This window comes from Streptomyces sp. NPDC006430 (genome assembly GCF_040612395.1).
Lineage (GTDB): Bacteria > Actinomycetota > Actinomycetes > Streptomycetales > Streptomycetaceae > Streptomyces.
Genome location: NZ_JBEXQA010000002.1, coordinates 480,338 through 506,584, shown reverse-complemented (window position 1 = coordinate 506,584; position 26,247 = coordinate 480,338). Strand labels below are relative to the sequence as shown.

General features: G+C 73.6%; 15 protein-coding genes and 1 pseudogene. 5 read left to right on the top strand and 11 right to left on the bottom strand.

Annotation, left to right across the window (positions count from 1 at the left end; genetic code table 11):
* Positions 1-106: 106 nt before the first annotated feature.
* From lon to ABZZ20_RS05450, 4 genes and pseudogenes are all read right to left on the bottom strand, one after another.
* A complete protein-coding gene (lon, locus tag ABZZ20_RS05465; protein WP_356866949.1) occupies positions 107-2,503 on the bottom strand; it encodes an endopeptidase La in 2,397 nt (798 codons plus the stop codon).
* A 384-nt stretch (positions 2,504-2,887) separates the two neighbouring features.
* The gene (locus ABZZ20_RS05460) at positions 2,888-3,433 is read right to left on the bottom strand and encodes a DinB family protein (RefSeq protein ID WP_356867237.1); all 546 of its coding nucleotides are present in this window, start codon (positions 3,431-3,433) and stop codon (positions 2,888-2,890) included.
* Positions 3,425-4,270, bottom strand: a pseudogene (locus ABZZ20_RS05455) (sulfurtransferase); the annotation flags it as partial. The pseudogene ABZZ20_RS05455 and the gene ABZZ20_RS05460, both read right to left, overlap by 9 nt.
* Before the next feature lie 446 nt (positions 4,271-4,716).
* Entirely contained in the window at positions 4,717-5,997 is a 1,281-nt protein-coding gene (locus ABZZ20_RS05450; RefSeq protein ID WP_356866947.1) for a hypothetical protein, read from the bottom strand.
* Positions 5,998-6,176: 179 nt separating this feature from the next.
* Here ABZZ20_RS05450 and ABZZ20_RS05445 point away from each other — a divergent pair, with 179 nt between their 5' ends.
* The 4 genes from ABZZ20_RS05445 (at position 6,177) to ABZZ20_RS05430 (ending at position 13,091) form a co-directional block, all read left to right on the top strand.
* Positions 6,177-6,758 carry a hypothetical protein gene (locus ABZZ20_RS05445; protein ID WP_356866945.1) on the top strand — a complete coding sequence of 194 codons (582 nt, stop codon included), beginning with the start codon at positions 6,177-6,179 and terminating at the stop codon, positions 6,756-6,758.
* A 339-nt stretch (positions 6,759-7,097) separates the two neighbouring features.
* On the top strand, positions 7,098-7,838 hold the full coding sequence (locus ABZZ20_RS05440) for a response regulator transcription factor (RefSeq protein WP_356866943.1): 741 nt from the start codon (positions 7,098-7,100) through the stop codon (positions 7,836-7,838).
* Positions 7,835-8,959: a HAMP domain-containing sensor histidine kinase gene (locus ABZZ20_RS05435; protein WP_356866941.1), complete on the top strand. Its 1,125-nt coding sequence runs from the start codon at positions 7,835-7,837 to the stop codon at positions 8,957-8,959. The genes ABZZ20_RS05440 and ABZZ20_RS05435 overlap by 4 nt, the downstream gene beginning before the upstream one ends.
* Positions 8,960-9,218: 259 nt before the next feature.
* Entirely contained in the window at positions 9,219-13,091 is a 3,873-nt protein-coding gene (locus ABZZ20_RS05430) for a multifunctional oxoglutarate decarboxylase/oxoglutarate dehydrogenase thiamine pyrophosphate-binding subunit/dihydrolipoyllysine-residue succinyltransferase subunit (RefSeq protein ID WP_356866939.1), read from the top strand.
* Positions 13,092-13,415: 324 nt separating this feature from the next.
* On the opposite strand, the gene fxsT is transcribed toward ABZZ20_RS05430, so the two are convergent.
* The 7 genes from fxsT to ABZZ20_RS05395 form a co-directional block, all read right to left on the bottom strand.
* Complete coding sequence (gene fxsT, locus ABZZ20_RS05425; protein ID WP_356866937.1) at positions 13,416-16,421, bottom strand: FxSxx-COOH system tetratricopeptide repeat protein; 3,006 nt, start codon at positions 16,419-16,421, stop codon at positions 13,416-13,418.
* Between the two features lie 64 nt (positions 16,422-16,485).
* Positions 16,486-17,742, bottom strand: a complete 1,257-nt coding sequence (locus ABZZ20_RS05420; protein ID WP_356866935.1) for an HEXXH motif domain-containing protein — start codon at positions 17,740-17,742, stop codon at positions 16,486-16,488.
* On the bottom strand, positions 17,739-19,001 hold the full coding sequence (locus ABZZ20_RS05415) for an FxsB family cyclophane-forming radical SAM/SPASM peptide maturase (protein WP_356866933.1): 1,263 nt from the start codon (positions 18,999-19,001) through the stop codon (positions 17,739-17,741). The genes ABZZ20_RS05420 and ABZZ20_RS05415 overlap by 4 nt, the downstream gene beginning before the upstream one ends.
* A gap of 221 nt (positions 19,002-19,222) precedes the next feature.
* On the bottom strand, positions 19,223-19,417 hold the full coding sequence (gene fxsA, locus ABZZ20_RS05410; protein ID WP_356866931.1) for an FxSxx-COOH cyclophane-containing RiPP peptide: 195 nt from the start codon (positions 19,415-19,417) through the stop codon (positions 19,223-19,225).
* A gap of 204 nt (positions 19,418-19,621) precedes the next feature.
* Positions 19,622-22,798 (bottom strand): SAV_2336 N-terminal domain-related protein, encoded by a 3,177-nt coding sequence (locus tag ABZZ20_RS05405; RefSeq protein WP_356866929.1) that lies wholly within the window; start codon positions 22,796-22,798, stop codon positions 19,622-19,624.
* A 6-nt stretch (positions 22,799-22,804) separates the two neighbouring features.
* Positions 22,805-23,815, bottom strand: coding sequence for a MoxR family ATPase (locus tag ABZZ20_RS05400; RefSeq protein WP_356866927.1), 1,011 nt, complete (start codon positions 23,813-23,815; stop codon positions 22,805-22,807).
* A 25-nt stretch (positions 23,816-23,840) separates the two neighbouring features.
* On the bottom strand, positions 23,841-25,919 hold the full coding sequence (locus ABZZ20_RS05395; RefSeq protein WP_356866925.1) for a trypsin-like peptidase domain-containing protein: 2,079 nt from the start codon (positions 25,917-25,919) through the stop codon (positions 23,841-23,843).
* 133 nt (positions 25,920-26,052) lie between these two features.
* On the opposite strand from ABZZ20_RS05395, the gene ABZZ20_RS05390 reads away from it, so the two are divergent.
* The gene (locus ABZZ20_RS05390; protein ID WP_030597201.1) at positions 26,053-26,241 is read left to right on the top strand and encodes a DUF6104 family protein; all 189 of its coding nucleotides are present in this window, start codon (positions 26,053-26,055) and stop codon (positions 26,239-26,241) included.
* Positions 26,242-26,247 lie beyond the last annotated feature (6 nt).

The following is a 26,247-nucleotide window of genomic DNA, read 5'->3' as shown; positions in this document are numbered from 1 at the left end:
TCTCTGCCGCTGCATCGAGGGCACCAGTATTTCGCAGCGGGTACGGCGACGGCCCGGGGCCCCGCCGGTGCGGGTCCCGGGCCGTGCGCACGGGGGACGACGGGGATCAGGCGACCGCGGTGACGGCGGCCTCCGCCCGGCTCAGCGCCAGTTCCAGGACCTGGCGCACGTCCGTCACCGGGTGCACCTCCAAGCCTTCCAGCACCTCGGACGGGACGTCGTCCAGGTCCGCCTCGTTCCGCTTCGGGATGATCACGGTGGTCAGCCCGGCCCGGTGCGCGGCGAGCAGCTTCTGCTTCACCCCGCCGATGGGCAGGACCCGCCCCGTCAGCGAGACCTCGCCGGTCATCGCCACGTCGGTGCGGACCTGCCGCCCGGACAGCAGCGAGGCGAGGGCCGTCGTCATGGTGATGCCCGCGCTCGGCCCGTCCTTCGGCACGGCGCCGGCCGGGAAGTGGATGTGCACCCCGCGGTCCTTCAGGTCGGCGACCGGCAGTTCGAGCTCCGCACCGTGCGAGCGCAGGAAGCTGAGCGCGATCTGCGCGGACTCCTTCATCACGTCACCGAGCTGCCCGGTCAGGGTCAGCCCCGCCGCCCCGGTCTCGGGATCGGCCAGCGAGGCCTCCACGAACAGGACGTCGCCGCCCGCCCCCGTCACCGCGAGGCCGGTGGCCACTCCGGGGACGGCGGTGCGCCGCTCGGCAGGGTCCTGTGCGGACTCCGGGACGTGGTGCGGCCGTCCGATGAGACCCCGCAGGTCGTCGGCGTCGATGCGCAGCGGCAATTCCCGCTCCCCCAGCTCGTGCTGGGCGGCGACCTTGCGCAGCAGCCGTGCGATGGAGCGCTCCAAGGTCCGTACGCCCGCCTCGCGGGTGTACTCCCCGGCCAGCTTGCGCAGGGCGCCCTCCTCCAGGACCACCTCCTCGGCACCGAGTCCGGCGCGCTCCAGTTGACGGGGCAGCAGGTGGTCGCGGGCGATGACGACCTTCTCGTCCTCGGTGTACCCGTCGAGACGGACGAGCTCCATACGGTCGGCGAGCGCCTCCGGAATGGCCTCCAGGACGTTCGCCGTCGCCAGGAAGACGACGTCGCTCAGGTCGAGCTCCACCTCCAGGTAGTGGTCCCGGAAGGTGTGGTTCTGCGCCGGGTCCAAGACCTCCAGCAGCGCCGCCGCCGGGTCCCCCCGGAAGTCGGACCCCACCTTGTCGATCTCGTCGAGCAGCACGACCGGGTTCATGGAACCGGCCTCCTTGATGGCGCGGACGATCCGGCCGGGCAGTGCGCCGACGTACGTGCGCCGGTGCCCGCGGACCTCGGCCTCGTCCCGGACGCCGCCGAGCGCCACGCGGACGAACTTGCGTCCCATGGCGTGGGCGACGCTCTCTCCGAGCGAGGTCTTCCCGACTCCCGGCGGCCCGACGAGCGCGAGCACGGCCCCGCCCCGGCGGCCCCCGACGACGCCCATTCCGCGCTCGGAACGCCGCTTGCGCACGGCGAGGTACTCGGTGATGCGGTCCTTCACGTCGCTCAGGCCGGCGTGCTCGGCGTCGAGGACGGCCCGGGCGCCGAGGATGTCGTACGCGTCCTCGGTGCGCTCGTTCCAGGGCAGTTCGAGCACGGTGTCCAGCCAGGTCCGGATCCAGGAGCCCTCCGGGGACTGGTCGCTGGCCCGCTCCAGCTTCTCAACCTCCTTGAGTGCGGCCTCCCGCACCTTCTCGGGCAGGTCCGCGGCCTCCACCCGGGCCCGGTAGTCGTCGGACTCCTCCCCGTCCTTCTCACCGTTGAGTTCGCGCAGTTCCTTGCGCACGGCCTCCAGCTGGCGGCGCAGCAGGAACTCCCGCTGCTGCTTGTCGACCCCGTCCTGGACGTCCTTGGCGATGGACTCGGCGACGTCCTGCTCGGCAAGGTGGTCGCTCAGCGCCTTGACGGCCAGCCGGAGCCGCGCGACCGGGTCCACGGTCTCCAGCAGTTCCACCTTCTGGGCCACCGTGAGGAACGGCGAGTAGCCGGAATTGTCGGCCAGCGCCGAGACGCCCTCGATCTGCTGGACCCGGTCCACGATCTGCCAGGCCCCGCGCTTCTTGAGCCAGCTGGTGGCGAGTGCCTTGTACTCCTTGACGAGCTCGGTGACGGCTCCGGGCAGCGGATCGACGAGCCGCTCGTCGACACTCTCGCCCTCGACCCACAGCGCCGCCCCGGGGCCGGTGGTCCCCGCCCCGATCTTGACGCGGCCGACACCGCGGATGAGCGCCCCGGGATCCCCGTCGGAGAGTCGTCCCACCTGCTCGACGGTCCCGAGCACACCGATGCCGGCGTACTTCCCGTCGACCCGCGGCACGAGCAGGACCCGGGGCTTGCCGCTCTTGACCGCCGCCTGGGCGGCCTCGACGGCAGCCCGCACCTCGGCGTCGGACAGGTCCAGCGGAACGACCATCCCCGGCAGCACGACCTCGTCGTCGAGCGGCAGTACGGGCAGGGTGAGCGTTACGGACGTCGAAGCCATGATCTTCCTTCCGGCAGTGAAGTTGAGCTATGCCGGCTCAATGCACGGGCACCCTCCGATGTTCCCCAAGCCCCGTTCGCCCGGGGCGAACACGTGTCCCCTGCCCGGTCGCGGGGGGTTCCGCGCGGGGCGATCCGGCGGCACCGGGGGCGCGATCCGCGGCGCCGCACGATCGTGGTGCTCGGACGGGCGCTGCAACCCTGCTCGGCCCGCCCTCAGGAGGTGTCGGCGCAGCCGTCGGTGACTGCTGCCCCAGCGTCGCGGGGGTGGCCAGCACCCCCCGGCCGGTCCCGGGGGCCGGTGCCGGGTGCCGGGGCCGGGTGCCGGGGCCGGGGGCAGCGGTGGTGGCAGTTGCCTGTCTGAGGACCGACGGGCCGTCGGTCCTCAGATGCCGATCGCTCCGTCGATGCGCTCCCGCAGGAGGTCGGCGTGCCCGTTGTGACGGGCGTACTCCTCGATCATGTGGATGAGTACCCAGCGCAGCGAGACCCTCCCCCGCCAGCTGTCCTCGCCCTCCACGTCCAGGTCGGGCGAGGCGGCCACGAAGGCCTCCGCGAACGCCACCTCGCCCCGCCAGGCCTCCCAGGCCGCCGTGACCGCCCCGGGGTCGGAGCCCGCCCCCTCGAAGTCCCCGTCCGGGGCCGCGTCCGAGGAGAACAGCGCCGGCGCTTCCCGTCGGGCCAGGACCCGCCGGAACCAACGGCGCTCCACATCCGCGAGGTGCCGGACGATGCCGAGCAGCGACAGCGTGGACGGCTCCACGGACCGAAGCGACAACTCCGCGTCCAGGCCGGAGCACTTCAGCTCCAGGGTCGCGCGTTGGGCCCGCAGGACATCGGTGAGCAGCAGGCGCTCCTCCCCCGTCGCCGGTCCGGCGAAGCGGGCATCGGAACCGGAGGCGGGAAAGAGCTCCGCCCTCCTGCCCGTCACCACCGGCAGCTCCGGGCGCATGGCCCAGTCGGTCCACGAGCCGTCGTACACCGCGAGTTCCTCGTACCCGGCGAGCTCGGCGCCGAGGGCGAGGACGCACGCCGTGACACCGGACCCGCAGCTGAAGTACAGCCGTTCCCGGTCCCCGACCAACGCCGTGAAGGCCTCCCGCAGTTCCCCGGCCGGGCGCATCAGGCCGCCGTTCCGCTGGAGCTCCCCGAAGGGCAGGTTCAGCGCGCCCGGCATGTGGCCCCCGCGCAGCCCCGGGCGTGGTTCCGGGGCGGTGCCGGTGAAGCGCCCGCGCGTACGGGCATCGAGCACGGCCGCGGCCGGATCGGCCAGCGCCGCGCCGATGGTGCCCGCGTCCACCAGGTACCCGGTCCGGGGGTGGGCCGTGAAGGAGCCGCGCGGCCCTTCGTAGGCAGGGCCGGCTGCCTCGACCGGCAGGCCGGCGGCGGTCCAGGCGGGCAGTCCGCCGTCGAGGACGGCGGCCCGGTCGAAGCCCATGGCGCGCAGCATCCACCAGGCGCGGGCGCTGGAGTAGATGCCGGCGCCGTCGTAGACGACGACGGTGCTGGTGTCGTCGATGCCGAGGTCGCGCACCGCCTCGGTGAACGCGGCCGCTCCGGGCATGGTGTGGGGCGCGGGGGCGTCGTGGTCGGACAGGGCGCCGTCGAGGTCGAACGGCCGCGCGCCCGGGATGCGCCGGTCGGCGCCGCGGTGCGCCCCGACGGAGGCGTCGAGGACGACGAGGCCCGGCTCGCCGAGCCGACCGGCCAGCCAGTCCGCCCCGACCAGCGGTCCGGGCAGGGCGGCGGCAGAGCGGGACGGGGTCATACGGCACCTCCGGAGGAGTCGGCGGGCCTCGGCGGAGCGGCCCGCCGCACATCCTCCTTCGGGTCTGCGGGACCGGCAAACATCGGGCCGACGGGGACGCGGAGTTGCCCGGCCGGCGGCCGGACGCTGCCGCACCGGGGACACCTCCCGGAGGCAGCTGCGGGGGCGTCGGCGAGGGGCCCCGGCCCGGGCGGCTCCCCTCGCCGACTGCCCCGCGGGACGGACGCCACCTCGCGGGCGGCGGCGCCGCCGCGGACCGCAGCACCCCACGGGCGGCGGCGCTCCCAGGAGCGAAGTCGCCGCACGGCAGGGGTTGGCGTTCCTCCCGCAGGTGCCACCCCACGAGCAGCGGCACCCCGAGGCCACCCCCGGGCCCACACCAACTCACGCGCACCACCCCGGGGCCCGCGCCGGCTCACGCGCACCACCCCCGGGCCTGCGCCGGCTCACGGGCAGTGGCCCGGTTGGGCGTACACCGCGATCCGGGCCCCGCGCACCTCGTCCATCGAACACAGGTCGAAGTGCGAGGCCAGCGTCTGCCGTTTGACCGCCTCCCGCGGGTACGGGTCCAGCGGCTGCCGGGCGGGGTCCAGCAGGGCCACCACCCGGGGGGCGTCCACCAGCCGGGTCCAGATCTGCGCCGTCGGCAGTTCCGTGCCCTGGAGGCTGTGCGAAGCCGCCGGGGAGCGGTCCAGGGCCAGGTCGCGCAGGCCCTCGTACGCCTCCGGCGAGGACAGCAGCCACTCGCGCCGCCGCGACGGCATGAACAGCACCGCGTCCCCCGGCCGGGCCCGCTCCCGGACCACGGCGGCCACGGCGAGCACGTCGTCCTTGCGGCTGTCGGGGGTGCGCAGCCAGGCCGACCACCAGCCCAGCGGCAGCAGCAGGGCGGCCACCAGCGCCCACGGCCGCCAGCCGTGCGCCGCCGCCAGCCGGGGGCCGGCGAGCAGGGCGAGCCCGGCCAGCGCGTAGAGCACGTACCGGTCGACGTACCAGGGGTGGGCCAGTGAGACGGCCATCAGGAGTCCGGGCGGCAGCAGCACCAGCGGCAGCGCCACCCGCACGAGTTCCCGCGGCACCGCGGGGCCGCGGGCGAGCAGCAGCGCAACCGCCGCGACGACCCCGTAGGCCGCCCAGTCCTGCCAGCTCGGCCGCCCGAGCCAGCCCAGCTGCTGCTGTGCCTGCCGGGCGCTCACCAGGGCCAGCGGCAGCAACAGGACGACCACCACCCCGGCGCTCCGCCTCCATCCCTGCGAGCGCCGGGCCCAGCACGCGTGGGCGAGCAGGGCGAGTGCGGCGAACTCGTGCAGCCAGCAGCCCAGCAGCAGCACCGCCGTGTACGCGACCCACCGCTCGCGCAGCATCAGGTACGTCGCCCACACCACGGCCGCCGCGACGAGGGCGTACGAACGCCCCTCCTGCGCGTACGCCTGCACGGGCGGCAGCACGGCGTAGGTCAGGCCCGAGAGCAGTGCGGCCCGCTCCCCCGCGAGCCGGTGGGCGACGGCGCTCACCCCTGCGGCGGCGAGGGCGGTGGCGGCGACGGAGGGCAGGCGCAGCGCCCACAGGCCGCCGCTCGTGGGGCCGCCGCCGTCCCACACGAGGAACACCGCGTGCATCAGCAGGTAGTACAGCCCGTGCACGGCATCCACCTGTCCGAGCAGGTCCCACAGCCCGGCGAGCGGCCGGTGCGCCGCCTGCCAGGTGACGGACTCGTCGCGCCACATGCTGCCGCGACCGCCGGTGCCGCCGCGTTCCAGGCCCCAGAGGCCGAGGAGGACGGCGAGCAGCGGCGGCAGCCAGCGCCAGGGGGCGGTGCGGCGGATGTCGTCCTCCTGGTGCTTTCCGTACGGGTGGTGCCGACTCCATACTCGGGGGTCGGCCCGAATGCCTGCGGGGGTGGGGTGTGCGCGCGTTCCGAGCGGTGGCGGCGGTGCTGCTGAGTGTGGTGGTCCTGAGCGGGTGCGGATCGGGGGAGCCGTCCGCGGGCCCCTCGTCCGGGGCCGGTACGGCGTCCGCCCCGGCGCAGCCTTCCGCCGGTGCCACCTCGGGCCCGGCCACGTCCTCCGCGAGCCCGACGGCCGTGCCGGGCCCCGCCAGCACGACCGTTTCGTCCTCCGGTTCCGTACCGTCCCTGGCGCCGTCCTCCGCGCTCGAACGCCTGGTCACGGTCACCCGCACCGGTGGCTTCGCGGGGCGGACGAGCAGCCTGCTGGTCAAGGGCGACGGCTCGTGGACCCGGTGGGACGGGGAGGCGGAGCCGACGGGTTCCGGGAAGCTGTCGCCGGACCGGCTGGTGCGGTTGCGCACCGCGCTCCAGCAGGCGGACTTCGCCCACCTGCCCCGGGTCCTGGAGGGGGGCCCGACGGTCTACGACGGGTTCCGCTACGCCTTCGTACACGGCGGCCACGAAGTGGCCGCGGGCCAGGAGTCGCTGACCCCGGGCCTGCGGAGCGTGCTGGACGCCCTGCCCCCGTTCGACGCCTGATAGGTCCGGTGGAGCAGCGGGCGGTACCCGGCCGGTCGGACGGCAGGCGGTACCCGACCCCCGGCCGGTCGGGCAGTGGGCGGCCCGACCCGGTGATCACGTCCGGCCGCGGCCCGGCCCTGTAGGGGGTCGACAAAAGCGGGCGGGGTCGCTGACGTCCCCGCCCACAGGGAAGCTACGTGCGGGCCGCGTGGCACCCGGCATCACGTCCCATATCCGCATTCCCACCGCAATCGGAACAGCTGCCTCCGCTGTTTGCCCTGTCCGAACCCTGCATAGCCGCAGGCCGGCGGCTCCTCTACGCTGCACCCCTACCACGCGGATCTTCAGGGGCGGGACATGGAACAGACACACACCACCCACGGCGGTGCCGCGGCCACCCCCGGCGCTCAGCGGCGCGTGCTCGTGGTCGAAGACGACCGCACCATCGCCGACGCCATCGCGGCCAGGCTGCGCGCCGAGGGTTTCCAGGTGCAGGCCGCCTTCGACGGACCGGCCGCGGTGGCAGCGGCCGAGAGCTGGCAGCCCGAGCTGCTGGTCCTCGACGTGATGCTGCCCGGCTTCGACGGCCTGGAGGTCTGCCGCCGGGTCCAGGCGCAGCGGCCGGTGCCGGTGCTGATGCTCACCGCGCGGGACGACGAGACCGACATGCTCGTCGGCCTCGGGGTCGGCGCGGACGACTACATGACCAAGCCGTTCTCGATGCGCGAGCTCACCGCCCGCGTCCACGTCCTGCTGCGGCGCGTGGAACGGGCCACCCTCGCCGCCACCGCCCCGCGCGGGGCCACCCTGCGCCTGGGCGACCTGGAGATCGACCACGCGCAGCGCCGGGTCCGGGTGCAGACCGAGGACGTGCACCTGACACCCACCGAGTTCGACCTACTGGTGTGCCTGGCCGGCACCCCGCGGGCGGTGCTCTCGCGGGAGCAGTTGCTCGCCGAGGTGTGGGACTGGGCCGACGCATCCGGGACCCGTACGGTCGACAGCCACATCAAGGCCCTGCGGCGGAAGATCGGGGCGGAGCGCATCCGTACGGTCCACGGCGTCGGGTACGCCCTGGAGACCCCGGCCCAGCCATGAGCGGCGCCCGTCCCGACCGGGGGCACGGGGTCAGCCGCTCCGGTGGAGCCGATGCCCGCGAGGTGGGGCTGCGGCCGTTCTCCCCGTTCTCGATCAAGACCAAGCTGGGCACCCTCGTGGTGGTCTCGGTCTTCATCACGACGGGCCTGCTGATGGTGGCCCTGCGCACCGACACCGAGCTGCGGTTCATCACGGTCTTCTCGGTGATCGCCTCGATGCTGATCACCCAGTTCGTGGCGCACAGCCTGACCGCCCCGCTGGACGACATGACCCGGGTGGCCCGGGCGATATCCCACGGGGACTACACCCGCCGGGTGCGCGGGGCCGGGCGCCGCGACGAGCTGGGAGACCTGGCCTCCACGATCAACCTGATGGCGGACGACCTGGAGGCGGTGGACCGGCACCGCAAGGAGCTGGTCGCCAACGTCTCGCACGAGCTGCGCACGCCGATCGCGGCACTGCGCGCGGTGCTGGAGAACGTGGTGGACGGGGTCTCCCGGGCCGATCCGGAGACCATGCGGACGATGCTCAAGCAGACCGAGCGCCTGGGCCGGCTCGTCGAAACCCTGCTGGACCTGTCCCGGGTGGACAACGGCGTGGTCCCGCTGAAGGCCCGCCGCTTCGAGGTGTGGCCGTACCTGTCCGGGGTGCTGAAGGAATCGGGCCTGGCGGCGGCCGGCCGGCCGGGGCTGCTCTCCGGCTCGGGCGGGCACACCCGCAACGACGTGCACCTGCACCTGGACGTGTTCCCCCCGGACCTCATGGCCTACGCGGACGCCGAGCGGCTGCACCAGGTGGTGGCGAACCTGATCGACAACGCGGTCAAGCACAGCCCGCCGCACGGCAGGGTCACGGTCCGCGCCCGGGCCTCGGACACGCCCGGAAGCCTGGCTCTGGAGGTACGGGACGAAGGCCCCGGCATCCCGGAAGCCGAGCGGCACCGGGTCTTCGAGCGGTTCAACCGGGGCAACGCCAGCGGCGGTGACGGCGGCACCGGACTGGGCCTGGCCATCGCCCGCTGGGCCGTCGGCCTGCACGGCGGGCACATCAGAGTGGCCGAATCGTCACGGGGCTGCCGCATGCTCGTCACGCTTCCGGGCAGTTCGCAGGCGCCACATTGACGTAGGGTTCGAGTGGGAAGGACATGATCTCGGCCACACGTGCCCGGGGTCCGTCAGGGGTGCGAAGCCATGGGGGCCGCAACCACGGTGCCCCCTACCCGAACCACGCTAGTTTCCCGCCATTCAAGGCGGCGAAACCCGCCGTTCGATGTGACCTACATGACGTAAGTCCCGCCCGGTCTGCATCACACGGTCCGGGAGGCGTAGCCTTTATTCCCGCTGTCCATACCTTGTGAAGCGGAAGAGGGCGGTTGCCGCCGTGTCGCCACAGTCCCCCAGTAACTCGAGCACCACGACCGAAGCAGCAGAGGGCGGGAAGAACCCTGCCTCAGGCTTCGGTGCCAATGAGTGGCTCGTCGACGAGATCTATCAGCAGTACCTCCAGGACCCGAATGCGGTCGATCGGGCCTGGTGGGACTTCTTCGCCGACTACAAGCCGGGGGGCACTGCTTCTCCGGCCAAGCCGGACGAGCCCAAGAAGTCCCCGACGACGGACGGCGCCTCCGCACAGGCCGCCACCGTCGCCGCAGCTCCGCAGGTCTCCGACGCCACCGCCACGGGGGCGGCGAGCGCCGCGCTCCCCTCTGCCGCCGCGCCCACGCCTGTGTCAGCTCCTGCCCCTGCTCCTGCCACTCCCTCTGGTGCCCCTGCTGTGACTGTCACCTCCCAGGCCCCGGCCGCCGCGCCCGCCCCGCAGGCTCCGGCCGCTGCCGCTCCCGTCGCCGCCCAGAAGGCCGCGCCCACCACCGGGGCCCCCGCGGGTCCCGAACTGGTGACGCTGCGCGGCCCGGCCGCTGCCGTCGCCAAGAACATGAACGCCTCCCTCGACGTCCCGACGGCCACGTCCGTCCGCGCCGTCCCGGTGAAGCTGCTGTTCGACAACCGCATCGTCATCAACAACCACCTGAAGCGCGCCCGGGGCGGGAAGATCTCCTTCACCCACCTCATCGGCTACGCGATGGTGCAGGCCATCAAGGCCATGCCGTCGATGAACTACTCCTTCGCGGAGAAGGACGGCAAGCCCACCCTGGTCAAGCCGGAGCACGTGAACTTCGGCCTCGCGATCGACCTGGTGAAGCCCAACGGTGACCGCCAGCTCGTCGTCGCCGGCATCAAGAAGGCCGAGACGCTCAACTTCTTCGAGTTCTGGCAGGCGTACGAGGACATCGTCCGCCGCGCCCGCGTCGGCAAGCTGACGATGGACGACTTCACCGGCGTCACCGTCTCGCTGACCAACCCCGGCGGCCTGGGCACCGTCCACTCCGTGCCCCGCCTGATGCCCGGACAGTCGGTCATCATGGGCGTCGGCTCCATGGACTACCCGGCCGAGTTCCAGGGCACCTCCCAGGACACCCTGAACAAGCTGGGCGTCTCCAAGGTCATGACCCTGACCTCGACCTACGACCACCGGGTCATCCAGGGCGCGGCCTCCGGCGAGTTCCTGCGTATCGTCGCGAACTTCCTCCTCGGCGAGAACGGCTTCTACGACGACGTCTTCGAGGCGCTGCGCATCCCGTACGAGCCGGTCCGCTGGCTCCGGGACATCGACGCCTCGCACGACGACGACGTCACGAAGGCCGCCCGCGTCTTCGAGCTGATCCACTCCTACCGGGTGCGCGGCCACGTCATGGCCGACACCGACCCGCTGGAGTACAAGCAGCGCAAGCACCCCGACCTCGACATCACCGAGCACGGCCTCACCCTGTGGGACCTGGAGCGCGAGTTCGCGGTCGGCGGCTTCTCCGGCAAGTCGATGATGAAGCTCCGCGACATCCTCGGCGTGCTGCGCGACTCGTACTGCCGCACCACCGGCGTCGAGTTCATGCACATCCAGGACCCGAAGCAGCGCCGCTGGATCCAGGACCGCATCGAGCGCCCGCACTCCAAGCCGGAGCGCGAGGAGCAGCTGCGCATCCTGCGCCGGCTGAACGCGGCGGAGGCCTTCGAGACCTTCCTGCAGACGAAGTACGTCGGCCAGAAGCGCTTCTCGCTGGAGGGCGGCGAGTCCGTCATCCCGCTGCTCGACGCCGTCATCGACTCCGCGGCCGAGGCCCGCCTCGACGAGGTCGTCATCGGCATGGCCCACCGCGGTCGCCTGAACGTGCTGGCGAACATCGTCGGCAAGTCGTACGCGCAGATCTTCCGCGAGTTCGAGGGCAACCTCGACCCGAAGTCCATGCACGGCTCCGGCGACGTGAAGTACCACCTGGGCGCCAACGGCACCTTCACCGGCCTGGACGGCGAGCAGATCAAGGTCTCGCTCGTCGCCAACCCCTCGCACCTGGAGGCCGTCGACCCGGTCCTGGAGGGCGTGGCCCGCGCCAAGCAGGACGTCATCAACAAGGGCGGCACGGACTTCACCGTCCTGCCCGTCGCCCTGCACGGTGACGCGGCCTTCGCCGGCCAGGGCGTCGTCGCCGAGACGCTGAACATGTCGCAGCTGCGCGGCTACCGCACCGGCGGCACCGTCCACGTCGTGATCAACAACCAGGTCGGCTTCACCGCCGCCCCGGAGTCCTCGCGTTCCTCGATGTACGCGACCGACGTGGCCCGCATGATCGAGGCCCCGATCTTCCACGTGAACGGTGACGACCCGGAGGCCGTGGTCCGCGTCGCGCGGCTCGCCTTCGAGTTCCGCCAGGCGTTCAACAAGGACGTCGTCATCGACCTCATCTGCTACCGCCGCCGCGGTCACAACGAGTCGGACAACCCGGCGTTCACGCAGCCGCTGATGTACGACCTGATCGACAAGAAGCGCTCGGTGCGCAAGCTGTACACCGAGTCCCTCATCGGTCGCGGCGACATCACGCTGGAAGAGGCCGAGCAGGCGCTCCAGGACTTCCAGGGCCAGCTGGAGAAGGTCTTCGCGGAGGTCCGCGAGGCCGCCACGCAGCCCGTGGTCGCCCCGCCGGCGGCCCCGGCCTCGCAGGCCGGCTTCCCGGTCCCGGTGACCACCGCGGTCTCCCAGGACGTCGTGAAGCGGATCGCCGAGTCGCAGGTCAACATCCCCGACCACGTCACCGTGCACCCGCGTCTGCTGCCGCAGCTCCAGCGCCGCGCGGCGATGATCGACGAGGGCACCATCGACTGGGGCATGGGCGAGACCCTCGCCTTCGGCTCTCTGCTGATGGAGGGCACCCCGGTCCGGCTGTCCGGCCAGGACTCCCGCCGCGGTACGTTCGGCCAGCGCCACGCGGTGCTGATCGACCGGGAGACCGGCGAGGACTACACCCCGCTGCAGTACCTGGCGGACGACCAGGCCCGCTTCAACGTCTACGACTCGCTGCTCTCCGAGTACGCGGCCATGGGCTTCGAGTACGGCTACTCGCTGGCCCGCCCGGACGCGCTGGTCCTCTGGGAGGCCCAGTTCGGTGACTTCGTCAACGGCGCGCAGACCGTCGTCGACGAGTTCATCTCCTCGGCCGAGCAGAAGTGGGGCCAGACGAGCGGTGTCACGCTGCTCCTGCCGCACGGCTACGAGGGCCAGGGCCCGGACCACAGCTCCGCCCGCCCGGAGCGCTTCCTGCAGATGTGCGCGCAGGACAACATGACGGTCGCCATGCCGACCCTGCCGTCGAACTACTTCCACCTGCTGCGCTGGCAGGTCCACAACCCGCACCACAAGCCGCTGATCGTCTTCACCCCGAAGTCGATGCTGCGTCTGAAGGCCGCGGCGTCGAAGGCGGAGGAGTTCACGAGCGGCTCGTTCCGTCCGGTCATCGGCGACAGCACGGTGGACCCGAGCGCGGTCCGCAAGGTCGTCTTCTGCGCGGGCAAGGTCTACTACGACCTGGAGGCCGAGCGGGAGAAGCGCGGCATCACGGACACCGCGATCATCCGCATCGAGCGCCTCTACCCGCTGGCGGGTGCGGAGCTCCAGGCGGAGATCGCCAAGTTCCCGAACGCGGCGAAGTACATCTGGGCGCAGGAGGAGCCGGCGAACCAGGGTGCGTGGCCGTTCATCGCGCTGAACCTGATCGACCACCTCGACCTGGCGGTCGGCGCGGACGTCCCGGCGGGCGAGCGCCTGCGGCGCATCTCCCGGCCGCACGGTTCGTCGCCGGCGGTGGGCTCCGCGAAGCGCCACCAGGCGGAGCAGCAGCTGCTGCTGAACGAGGTCTTCGAGGCCTAGTCGCTGCGCTGAGCTGAACGGACGGAAGGCCCGGCCCCCGGTGGGGGCCGGGCCTTCCGGCTGTGTACGGGGCTTCGCTGGCTCGGGGCCTTCACCCCCTTGCCCGGCTGTCGTGACCCCGTGGCGGCAGATGATCGGCGATGGAAGCCGCCGCGGACGCAGCCCGCCGGGAGCGCAGCGTGTTCGCACGGCAGGCCGAAAAGCACCGGTGAGAGGTCTGACGACCGCCCTCGAACCGCCAGGAATGCGGCGCCACCGCCATGACAACGGGCACAGCGGGGACACCGACGCCCCGCAGGCGTACCGCCGTCCCGGGTCCACCGCCTACGGCTGGGGTTCGAAGTCCCAGTACGGGCGGTTCTGTTGGCGGGCCGAGACCGTGTGGACGTGCTGCGGGCCCAGCGTGCGCGTCAGCGCCTTCAGGCCCGCTTCCTCGTGCTTGCCCGCCTCCGTGTCCTCGCGGACCGACCGCAGGTCCGCCGCCAGTGCGATCTGGGCGCTCAGCGTCATCGGATGGTCGGGGCCCAGGACCTGTTCGCAGCCCCGCAGCGTTTCCCGGCTGAGCTCCAGCGCGTCCTCCAGGCGGCCCGTGATGTTGCGGTGCCCGGTGGCGTTCAGGGCGCAGCCCAGGGTCCACGGGTGGCGGTCGCCGACCGCGCCCCGCATGCCGACCAGGGCCTGTTCGGCCAGGCTCAGCGCCTCCACCCGTTCGCCCTGGGCGCGCAGCACCAGGCCGAGGTTGCCGACCGTGCCGATGCTGTACGGGTGGGCGAGGCCCAGCTGCGTCTGGTAGCCGCGGACGACCTCCTCGGAGATCCGTCGGGCCTCGCCGATGTCCCCGTACTCCCGCAGGTACGTGGCGTAGTCCGAGGCCACCATCAGCGTCCACGGGAACGTGGCGCCGAAGACGCGGGTCGAGCGTTCCAGGACGCTGCGCAGCCGGGCTCCGGCGCCGGGGATGTCCCCGGAGCGGCGCAGGCACATGCCGAGGTTGTGTTCGGCGCGCAAGGTCTGGGGGTGGTTGGTGCCCAGCACCTGGGCGTTGAGTTTGAGGCCCTGTTCCTGGCGGGCGAGCGCCTCCCGGTAGCGGCCCATCAGCCGCAGCCCCATCGCGCAGCCGATCCCGGAGGAGAGGGTGGCGATGTGCCGTACGCGCAGCACCCGTTCGCGGCGGCGCAGGGTGTCGAGGTCGGTGTCGTAGGCCTCCTGGTAGCGGCCCAGCAGCCGAAGTGCGACGGCGACGTTGTTCTCGGCGTTGAGCGTGGTGGAGTCGTCCTCGCCGAGCAGCTCGCGGTAGCGGGCGAAGGCGTGTTCCAGTAGTTCCCGGGCGTGCTCGAACTTGGCCGTGCTGAGCAGGACCCCGGCGTACGTGCTGGTCGCGCGCAGGGTCTCCAGGTCCCGGTCGCCCCGCTCGGCCAGCAGCCGGTCGGCGACCGACTTGGCGAGGGTCTCGGCACGTTTGAAGTGTCCGAGCATGCGCAGGGCGCCGCCGTAGTGGTAGCTGAGCTCGCGCACCTGGTCGTGGTCGTCACCGAGCATCGCCCGCCAGATCACGTCGGTCTGCTCGGCCAGCCGCAGGCAGGTCCGGTACTCCCCGGCGAGGATCAGGTAGCGCATACAGTGCAGCAGGAAGGTCTGGATCCGCGGGTTGCTGCTGCTCAGCACGCCGGCGGTCTCCAGGTGCGGGATGAGCTCGGCGAAGCGCGGCCACAGCCGGGAGTCGGAGGGCCGGCCGGGGTCGGCGGCGGCGAGGACCTGCCGGACCGCACGGGAGAGCGGCTCGGCCTCGGCCTCGGAGAGGTTGTCGCGGACGATTCCGTGCACCATGCGGTGCAGTTGTACGGTCTCCAGTCCGCCGCCCTCCTCCTCGGACAGGTCGGAGTACTCCAGGCGGACCACCGAGAACTGGACGAGCTTGTTCAGGGCTGCGTTCCAGCGGATCTGGTCGTTGATCAGCCCGGCGAGTTGTTCTGGCACCTCGTCGGCCTGGAACTCGCGCAGCAGCCGCAGCGGCACCGGCCCGGGCGCGAAGAAGACGAACAGCCGCAGCAGGGCCAGGGCGTCGGGGAAGTTCTCCCGGACGTTGTTGAGGAGTATGGCGAGCGCGGTGGGGAAGGGCAGCGGGTAGTCGTCGGAGACGGTGACGGCCTCCCGGGAATCCAGCCTGCGCTGGAGGAGGGCCAGGTAGTCGCCCACCGTCAGCGGCGAGTCGGCGAGCCAGCCGGCCGTCTGGTCGAGGGCGAGGGGGTAGTCCTCCAGGGCCTCGGCGAGCTGGTCGGCCTCGTCACCGGTGAGCCGGCGGGCCCGGCGGCGGATGAAGGTGATGGACTCGAGCCGGGCGTAGAGCGGGACTTCGACGAGGCTGGTGTGCCGGGAGGCCCATTCGCGGTTGCGGGAGGTGATGATGACGTCTCCCGCACCGGAGGGCAGCATGTCGGTGAGGTCGTCGGGGTTGTCGCAGCCGTCGAAGACCATCAGCCAGCGGCTGTACGGGGATCCGCGCCGCAGCGCCTCCAGGACGGCCCGGATCTGCTCGCCGTAGCTGCCGGCGCCGCGCGGCAGGCCCAACGCCGGGGCCAGGTCGGCGAGCCGCTCGCGCAGGGTGGGCCGGTCCGAGGCGGGAACCCACCACACGACGTCGTACTCGGAGGCGAACCGATAGGCGTACTCCGTGGCGACCTGGGTCTTGCCCACTCCGGACAGGCCCAGCAGGGTGACGGTCGAGGCGCCGGGCGGGGCCTCGGTGAGGGCGGCCCGCAACCTGCCGATGACGTCGTTGCGGCCGGTGAAGCGCGGGTTGCGGCGCGGCACCCGGCCCCAGATCTCGGGCGGGTCGTTGGGGAAGCGGGGGCCGCGGCGGCCGGAGTCGGTGCCGATCCGGTCGGTGGGCAACTCCAGCCGGCGCAGTACCCGGTACTCCGCCTCGTACGCGTCCAGGCCCCACAGGTCGGTCTTCTCCAGTACGGCGACGGCACTGGGCAGCGGGGCGTCGGTGAGGGAGACGGCCGCGAACCGGTCGGGATGGTCGTCGGTGACGGTGCGCAGTGCGGTGTTCCACTCCTCGTCGGTGTGGGTGCCGGCGGAGAAGTAGCGCTCGCTGAGGACGAGCAGGACGCGGCTGCCGCTGCGGGCCAGGTCGTCGAGGGCCTGGGCGAGACCGGGGCTGCTCTGCGGGTCCCAGCGCGCGAGGGCGACCCGGTGGCCGTGTTCCTCCAGGCGGTGGGCGATCCACACGGCCCAGGGCCGGTTGAAGCCCGCGAAGCTGATGACGAAGCGCTGCGGCTGCGCGACCGCGTCGCGCTCTCGGTCCTGGCGAATACCGGTGGTCATGCGGCCGTCTCCCTGGAATCCGGGCGGTGGACGGGGTTGAAAACTTACCGCAGCGGACGGGTCGTCATCCCTGTGCGAACGACGCGAGTTCGGGGTGTTGCGCGCACCAGGCGCGGCGTTCGTGCTCGACGGCCCGGCGGGCGGCGGCATGCTGGTCCCCCGGCGGCGGCAGGTCGTCCATGGCCCGCTCGGCGGCAGCCATGGCTGCGATGAACTCCCGCCCTGTGGTGGTGAGTTGTGGGTGCGCGTGGAGCGCCGGAAGTACGGCGGCGACCTGCGCGCGGATCCGGGCGTGCTGGGCCCAGGCGCCGCGGGCGCCGTAGAGGGCGGCCCGCTGCCAGTACCCGGCCAGGGCCAGGTGGGCGTACGCGCCGTGCAGGAGCCCCTCCAACGGACGGGGGTCGCTGCGCCAGGGAGCCCAGTGCCGGGGCGTGCGGTCTGCGGTGTGCAGGGTCAGGATGTCCGCGAGGGCGGTCAGCTTCCCGTGCTGGACCTCGTGGACGAGCGTGGCGGCGAGCGCGGGCGGGGCCTGGGTACGGGCGAGCACCGACCCGGCGGCTGCGGGCAGGGTGGCGCCGCTGGAGCGGGAGCCGCCGGCCAGCGGAACGACGGAGCGCAGCAGCCGGCCGACCTCTTCGGCGCGGGCGGTGTCGTACCGCTCCAGCAGGGTGAGCGCCCCGGCCCACTGGGTGTCCCAGCGCTTGTGCCCCTTGGGGGTGAGCCTGCGGGCCGGGCGGACGGGCGCGGGATGCGCGGGGCCGGGGGCCCGGTAGGGGTCGAGGTCGTCGAGGGCGGTCCGGCCGCCGGGCAGCGCGTGCAGGGTGAGGGTGGCGGGGTCGTCGGGGTCCCAGGAGCCTTCGGTGAGGGCGAGCGGTCCGGGCCGGGCGGGGCGCAGCAGCCCGAGGGTGGGCAGCACGAGCCGGCCGTGGACGGGCCGCAGGGTGGTCTTGAAGGCGACCCCGGAGCGCAGGGCCGCGGCGACGGCGAGGGCTCCCAGGTGGCCGAGGTCGGGCGGGGGCCCGTCCGGGGCGTGCAGCCGACGCAGGGTCTCCTCGGCCCATACCCCGGTGGCCGGGTAGTGCAGGACGTCGCGCACGGCGTCGGGGGCGTGCCGTTCGGCCTCCTCCAGCAGCGCCCAGTGGTCGGCGCTCTCACCGACCCGCCCGCCGGGGGCGGCGTCGAGCACCCCGCGCAGCAGGACCAGTCGCTTGGACCGGCGGACGTCGCGGACCAGGCGCGTTCCGTCCTCGGAGGGCTCGGTGGAGGCCAGGGCGCGCAGGGTGGCCGAGGTGACGGTGAACCCGGTCAGGGGGGCGTTCATGAGGCCGCCGCCTGCCGGGCGGCCGTGGCCGTGGCCGTGGCCCGCTGGAGCGCGGCGGCGACGTGCCGGATGACGACCTGGAGGTCGGCGCAGTACACGGACGGCTGGCGGAAGCCCTCGCCGGCCCGGTAGCGGTGCGGGTAGTGCCCGCCGCCGCAGACCGCGACGAGCTCGCAGGAGCGGCAGTCATCGGCGAGCGCCTCCCGTCCGATCTGGCGGGCGGCGGTCCCTGGGTGGTCGAGGAACGCATCGAAGCTGTGGGTGTCCAGGGTCATTCCGGTGGTGGCGGCGCCTTCGTAGGCGGATTTGAGCGAGTCGGCCTGCTCGATGCCGCCGTCGGTCTCGATCACGGCGGTGGCGGCGGGGGCGAGGCCGAGGGTCTCGGTGGCGGCGGGCAGGCCGAGCAGCAGGGCGATGATTTCCTCGAAGATCCGGATCCGGGTGCGCAGCACCCCGTCGTGCCACCAGCGTTCGAAGACGGCGAGGAGCCAGTCGGCGTACGGACTGTCGGGCGGGTGGTGACCGGGCGGCGGCGCGCTCCAGTTGGCGAGCGGCAGCAGCAGGCCGAGCGTCGGCGGGGCGAAGGCGAGCAGGGACTCGTACGTCTCCACCGGGTCCTGGGCGAGGTCGACGACGCACAGCACCCCGGCGTAGCTCTCGGGATGCCGGGCGAGGAGGCGCAGGCCGCGGGCGGCGGCGCCGTAGCCGGGGCGTCCGGTGTGGCCCACGCGCCGCGCGTTGTGCGCGGGCAGCCCGCCGTCGAGGCTGACGCCGATGCGTATCCCGGCGGCGGCGAGCGCGGCGAGCCGGCTGCGGGTGAGCAGCGTGCCGTTGGTCTGGACGGTGGCGGTGACCCGGGTCCGGGGGGACGTCCGACCCAGGGCGGCCCGTACGGCCTCGACGGGAGCGGCGAGTTCGGCCGGGGCGGTGAGCAGCGGTTCGCCGCCGTGCAGGACGAGGTCGACGCGGGACAGGTCGTGTGCGGCGGCGTGCTCGGCGATGCGGGCGGCGGCGCGGGCGGTGGTGGCCGGGGACATGGCGGCCGGTTGGTCGCGCCAGCCCTGGTCGGCCATCTCGTACACGTAGCAGTAGGTGCAGGCGAGGTTGCAGCGACTGCGGGTCTTGAACACGAACTGCCGTATGGGATGGGGCCGGTGACCCGCGGCACGGAGCGCGGGCACGTCCAGCCGGGCGTACGGCCACGGTGCGTGGATCCGATGGGCGGGCAGCACGACGTCGCTCGTGTGCGTCTGCCTCATTGCCTGCACCTTCCTCCCCCGGCCACCTCTCCCCCGGCTCCCACCGGGAGGTCCCCCCACCGGACTCCGTCCGGGAGTACTCCCACGGAGGCGCCCACTGCGGACTGCCCATCCCTGCCCTGCGGACGGCGCCGGCTAACGGCGGAAACGGGACAACTGTGGATGCTCTGCGTGGCGCCGGGAACGCGCTGCGTGAGCGAGCGCATCGGGCCACTTCCGCATCAGGCCACTCCGGAGTCGAAGGCGTTGAGGATCTCGGCCGGGTGGGTCACCCGCTCCACCATGCCTTCGATGACCCGGGCAAGTACGGGATGGTCGATCCCGCGCAGCGCCGCCAGATCGAACCCGGAAAGATCCGGTAACCGCGTGGGACAGGCGGAAGCCGCCGTCTCCACTTCCTGCTGCCGAGTCACCATGGGCTGCCCGTCCCCCTGTTGAGTCGCATGTCCGATGGTCCACTGCCTCGTGGCTCACTAACTTCTGGCCCACTGGCGCGTGGCTCACTGCCCCGTGGCCCACTGCCGCATGGTCCACTGCCTCTTTCCCAAGCCCGAGCTCTTCATGCCTGCCCACCGCCGCGTCCGGGGTGCGCAGCCGGGGGCCGGTGCCCGCGGTCGGCATCAGAGCCCCGCTTCCAGTGTGGCGACGCGCGAGCGCACGGCTTCCTTCCGGTCCGCGGCGGGCTCGCCCAGCCGGGTCCACAGCTCCAGCGCCGAACGGTACGCGTCCAGCGCCGCCCTCGGCCGCGCCAGTCGCTCCAGCACCTCCCCGCGCAACTCCTGTACCCGCGCGCCCAGTTCCACCGCGATGTCCCGCCGCTCCTCCCGGTCTGCGGTCAGCGCGGCCCGCCAGGCCCGCCGGTAGGAATCCGCGGCCCGGTCGAGTCGGTCCAACGCCCGGGTGTGCGCGTGGATCTCCTGCTGTACGTCTCCGTGCTCCCGCCAGACGCGGGCCTGCTCCAACGGGCCGCGGCTCTGCCGGACGGCCAGCTCCAACAGGTACTCCGCCTCCCGCAGGTCCACCACGTCCCCCTCGTACCCGTGGCGCAGCCGCAACCCCTCCGCGAGCCGCAGCAGCCGGTGCGACGACCGGGGGTCGGACTGCGGCACCGCCGCCCGGCTGTCGCGCAGCACCCGTACGGCCGCCGAGGTGAACCGCCGCCCGTCCGCGGCCCGCGCACGGTCCAGGAGTACGTCGCCCCACTCGGGCAGCAGTTCCCCGTAGGCCTCCCCGTCCCGGGGGATCAGCCTGCGTGCTCTGCCGTACGCCTCCGCCGCGTCCTCCAGGGCCGCCGGATCCGCGTCCCGCACGTACCGGGCCCGGTGCACGCGCGCCAGGCACACCAGCCCGGCCAGCAGCAGTTCCGGGTCACCGGCGGCTTCGGCCAGGGCCAGGTCCAGCTCTCCGGCCGCTTCCTCCAGCCGCCCCGGCAGGTACCGCAGGGCCGTGGCCAGCTCCACCCGTAGCCGCGCGGTCGCGGCGCCCCCCGGTTCGTCGGCCGGGGCCGCCGCCAGGCCCGCCGCCAGGCCCGCCGCCAGGTGGTCGGCTGCCTGCTCGGCCAGGTCCGTGCGCTGCGCAGGATCGTGGGTCCGGGACAACATGGCCAGCAGGACCCGCCCGAGTGCCTGCCTGAGCGCCGGGTCGGGCGCCGGTGTGCCGACCACCGCCTCCAGCGCGGCCCGCGCCTCGCGCAGCGCCCCCGTGTCCTCGCGGAGCTCGCCGAGCCGCACCAGGGTCTGCGCCCGCCGCAGCACACAGTCCCGTCGCAGCCCCGGGTCCAGGTCCGGGTCGGGGACGGCTCCCACGGCCGCGAACTCCCGCTCCGCCGCGGCCAGGAGCTCCGCGTCCGGCTCGGCCGCCAGGGCCCGTTCGTACAGCACCCGGCCGCGCACGGCCCGCGCCGGCGGCGAGCCGAGTCCCGTCAGCGCCCGCTCTGCCTCCATCAGCAGTTCCGGGTCCCGCTGCCGGCTCCACAGCCGCAGCAGTACGCCGGCCAGCTCGCACTCGGCCTCGCCCGGCGGGTCGTCGGGTGCGGCGGGGGCGGCCACCGCCCGGCGCAGCACGGCGACGGCCTCGTACAGGCCGCGCTGGCCGCCGTCCTGATCGTGCGTGGCGAGGCGATCGCGGGCCGTGCGCACCGCCCAGGCCCGTCCGGGCGCGGGGGCGACGGGCTCGGCGGCGGCCGGGTCCTCGACGGGAGGCCCGGGCAGGTAGCGCCGTACGACGCGGGCCGAAACCTCCGCGAAGGCCTGCGGGAGCCGTCCGGCGGGAACCCGGTCGTCACCGCTCTCCTCCACCACCGGCGCCCCGGTCAGCTGGGAGACGGCGAGCGCGGGGAAGTTCCGTACGCCCGGCCCGAAGTGGGCGAGCACGTACTCCGAGCAGTGCTTGAGCACCAGCGCGGCCTCGTCCCGACCGAGCGGGCCCAGCAGCACGTCCTGCACGCCGGGTACGAACTCGTACCACTGCCCGGGGGCCTGACCGCGCCGCAGCAGCCCGCTCAGCAGCACCTCCGCCAGGTCCGAGGGCTCCGAGTCGGGGAGCATCGTGCGCTGCACCAGCCGCATCACGGGCAGGGTCAGCGGGGCTGCCGACAGGTACACCGCGAGCTGTACGGCGCGGGGCGAGGCGGAGGAGCGGAAGCGGCGCACCAGCTCGCGCGGCGGCCGGACCGCGCGCGGCGGCGGGACGGGCGCGGCGGGATGGTCGGCCAGCACCCGGCCCACCTCGGCCGGCACGGGCCCGCTGCCCAGCCCCGCGACGAGGCGGGCCCATGCGCCGAGCGCGGTCGCGTTGGGCGGCAGGACGGGGACGGTCAGCCCGCCGGTGGGTCGCCCGGGGCGAGCCGGCCGGTCCGGGCGGAACCGCAGTTTCCCGGTGCCGCCCTCGACGCGGGCGAGGGTCCCGCGCTCGGTCGGCAGCCAGCTGCGGTTCCACAGCCGCTGCGGCAACGGCTGGACGACGACGCACGGAGTGCACTCGGCCCACCGGTGCAGCAGCCGCTGGGCTTCGCCCTCCCGCCACAGCGGCCCGGCGCAGTCGGAGACGACCATGGTCAGGGCCCGACCGCTCGGGTCCCGCAGCTGATCCCCGGAGCGCAGCCGGGTGTCGGGTCCGGGCCCGCGGCCGACGGCGGCCCGGCCGTCGGCGAGCCGGTGCAGGTAGTGCACCTGGACGTCCCGGAATGCGCCCAACCGCTCGCACACGGAGCGCAGTTCCTCGAACAGGTCGTTCCACACGGCCATCGACGGCGAGGCGTCCATCATCAGCCGTACGGTCGCCTCGCGCCGGCTCTCCGGTCGCATCACCGGAATGACCAGCCCGAGGGCCCGGGCGCTCGCCTCGGCGGTGGCCGGCTCGTCGAGCACCAGGCGGGTGGGCGGGCCGGGCGGACGGTGCCGCTGGAGGGCGCGCAGGGCCCGTTGGATCTCCAGGATGCGGGGCAGTGCGGCTGCCCCGGGCACCCGTACGGGCACTCCGGCCCCGCCCGGGAGGCCGGCCGCCTCCTCGGCCACGGCCTCACGGACCCGGGAGGCGTAGAGCCTGACCGGGTCCTCGGGCTCGGGCTCTGCCGGTACGGTCTCCTCCTCGGGCGGCGGCGCGCTGCCACCGGTCTCCGGCTGCGGGACCGGCGCAGGCCGATCCGGCTCCGGGGCGGGGGCTCCGGGCACCCCGATGCGTCCCGCCAGCCACAGTGCGTCGGCGAGTTCCTCGGCGGTGGGGTCGAGCCCGGCCGCGCGCAGCAGCCCGACGAGTTCGCGGAGGGCCACCGCGGCGGGCGGCCGGTCAGGGGTCACGGCCGCTCACCTCGGACGGTCGAGTCGCTGGATGAGCAGGTCGGCGAGGTCCTCCCGGGTGGGTGGGGCGGCGTAGTGGGTGAGGTAGATGGCGTTGAGCAGTTGATCGGCTGCGACGAGTTCGGACTGCGAGCGGGTGAGGAACTCCCGGATCAGGTCGGCCCCGAGCTGGGCGGCCTCCTCACCGAGGTGGGCGCGGACCATGGTGGCGAGCCGCTTCTCACCGGGCTGACCGAGTTTGAGCTGGATGCAGCGGCGCAGCAGGGCGGCGGGGAAGTCCCGTTCGCCGTTGCTGGTCAGGATGATGAAGGGGAAGGCCCGGCAGCGCACCCGGCCGCCCCGGACGGTCACCTTCGCCCCGTCGTCGGTGAGCACCTGCACCTCGGGCTCGGCGTCGGCGACCCGCTCCAGTTCGGGCAGCGCGAACTCGCCCTCCTCCAGGACGTTCAGCAGGTCGTTGGGCAGGTCGATGTCGCTCTTGTCGAGCTCGTCGATGAGCAGGACGCGGGGCCGTGCGGTGGGCAGCAGGGCGGTGCCCAGCGGTCCGAGCCGGATGTACTTGCCGATGCCGGGCGCCCCGCCGACGGCGCCGCCGCTCGCGGCGATCTGTACGTCCTGGAGCCGGGCGATGGCGTCGTAGCGGTACAGGCCCTCCTGGAGCACGGTCCGGGAGACCACGGGCCAGCGCAGTACCCGGCCGAGCTTCAGCTCGTGGGCCACGGCGTGCGCGAGGGTGGACTTCCCGGTTCCGGGGTACCCGGTCACCAGGAGCGGCCGTCGCAGGTACAGCGCCGCGTTGATGGCCTCCAGCTCCTCGGGCTCGGGCCGGTGCAGCTCGGCGGCCTGCCGGTGCGCACCGAGGCGCCGCGCGACGTTCCCGTCGGTCGCCGCCGCGGGTCCCCCGGGCTCGCCCACGGGCCCGCCGTCGAAGTCCCGCCACGGAGGCGGGTCGGGCAGGGCGTCGATCCCGTCGTGGGGTTCGCCGACCCCGCGGTAGATGAGCCATTCCTCGTTCACGGCCGTTCCCTCCCCCTCCCGCCCGTCACAGGTCGCCCTGTAGCGGCTCGTCTTCGGGCAGTGCGCGGGACGGGTCGTCCCATACCAGGGCCGTCCCGTCCGCCCAGTACGCGTCGGGGTCGGCCTCGTGCGCGCGTGCCCGCAGTGCCTGGAACCGGACCGGTAGCAGCGCTCCCCGCCCTGCCTCGGTCAGTTCCTCGCGCAGCCCCCGGTGGAACGGCGCGCACGGGGCCGCCGGATCGGCGGGGGGCCGACGGCTGACGGCCACGCCGTACCCCGCATCGCGGACCGCGTGCAGGGAACCTCGGGTGGGCTCCTCGTCGGCGGCCCGACAGTGCACGGGCACGGTGTTGTCCGCCAGCCCGTCCAACCAACCCGGCGCGGGGGTCTTGGGCCGCCCCCGGGCGCAGTCGGCCCGCTCGTCCAGCAGCGGCCCGGCCTGGACGCGCGCCCAGCGGTCGGCCCGGCGGTGGACGGCCTCCTCGCCGGTCAGGGTCTCCTCGCTCCCGGCCGGGTAGCGGAACACCACCGGCCGCTGGACGCCCAGCGGCATCCGGCCCGCCACCGTCCAGGTGTCCACGGGCAGTCCGAACAGCTCGGGCAGTACGGCCACTTCGAGGAGCGCCGCCGCCTCGTGGGTGTCGCAGCGCCGGAAGGCCTCGGCGAGCGGGGCCCGCAGCATCTCCTCCAGACGCGCCCGGGGGACCCGTACCCCCGAGTCCACCGGGGTCACCCGCCCCGGATGGGCGGGTCCGGCGAGCACCGAGACCCGCCAGTCGTAGACCTGTTCCCAGCCGTGCGGCCATGCCTCCAGCAGCACCGACGGCCCCTGGAGCAGCCCGTCGGCCGGCCGGCCGGGCCCGTTCGAAGGCTGTACGGCCTGAACGCGGCGACGCCGGGCCCGCTCCGCGAGGCCCTGCTCGTGCCGCTCGCCCAACTCGCGCCGCAGGGGTCGCCACAGCCGTTCGGCCGTCGCCCGCACCCAGTCCCACAGCTCCTCGTCGGCGCCCGGGGAAGGCGGCTCGCGGTGGTCGACCACGCTGACGTCGGTCGCGTATCGGAGCATCGCCGCGGCCTCGCCGGCTCCGCCCGGTGGGTCGTGCAGCATGCCGAGTCCGTCGCGCCAGCTCAGCGGCGCCGGCAGGCCGGGGTCCGGCTCCTCGCCGCGCGCCGCCTCGACCAGGGCGCGTACGGTCTCCGAGGAACCGGGCGGCGGCAGTTCGGCGAGCAGCCCGCACAGCGTGGTGCGCTCGGCGGGGGTGAGCCGCCGGCGCTCCTCGTACGGGTCGTCGCGGGTGGGGAGCTCGTCGTGGACGTCGGTCCAGGTGCGCCGGCTGTAGAGATCGCTCAGGTGCTGGTCGTAGTGGTAGAGGTCGTGGGCCTGCATGACCCGGCGGTAGAGCCCGATCTGGCCGGTGGCGGCCAGCGGCAGGGTGCGCAGCTGCACGACGGACACGGCGAGCCCGCCGCCCCCGGTGTGCCGACGGGCCTTGACGACGCCGACGACCTCGCCGCGGGCGAGGTCCACGACGGGTCCGCCGGACATGCCGGGCTCGATCTCGTCGTCGTCGCCGAGGCGCAGGGCGGCCCCTCCCGCCGCGGTGCCGCGCAGCCGGGTGGTGCGGCCGGTGATCTCGGGGGCGCCGAGGTCCTCGGTGCAGCCGAAGTAGGCGACCTCGTCCAGGCGCGGCCGGGCGCGGTCGGTGAGCCGGACGCAGGTGTGCGAGATCGGGGAGAGGACCCGGACCAGCGCCAGGTCGGGCAGGTCCCACAGGGCGTGGCGGGCGGGGCGACGCTCCTCCAGCCGCTCGGGCAGGACGCACTCCACCCGGCCGGTGGCGGTCCCGGTGGCGCTGTTGCCGGAGGAGAAGGTGATGCCGAGCTCACGCCCCACGAGACGCACCGCAGCACCCCCTTCCCCCACCACGTGCGCGCACGTCAGGACCCAGCCGGGGGCGATAAAGAAACCGCTCCCCCAGGTGGGTCCGGTCCCAGGGGTTCCATACCCGTCCGGCGCCGCATGGACGCGTACGGTCGCCGCCTGGACGAGGGGTTCGAGGAGCTCGTAGGCGCGCGCGGTGCCGCCCGTGCGCCCGTCCTGCATCCCCTGCCCCCTCAGCTTCGAGACGTTCCAGGCTAGCGGCGGGGCCAGGAGGGCGGGAGGTCTAGCCGACTATGCGGATTATCCTGGCGGGAAACATCCCCATGCACACCTTCATCACGGCACGGAGCCCGACTTGTACTTCACCGATCGCGGCATCGAGGAGCTGGAAAAGCGGCGCGGCGAGGAGGAGGTCACCTTCGAGTGGCTCGCCGAGCAATTGCGGACCTTCGTCGACCTGAATCCGGACTTCGAGGTCCCGGTAGAGCGCCTGGCCACGTGGCTGGCGCGGCTGGACGACGAGGACGACGAAGACGACGAGTGAGCAGCG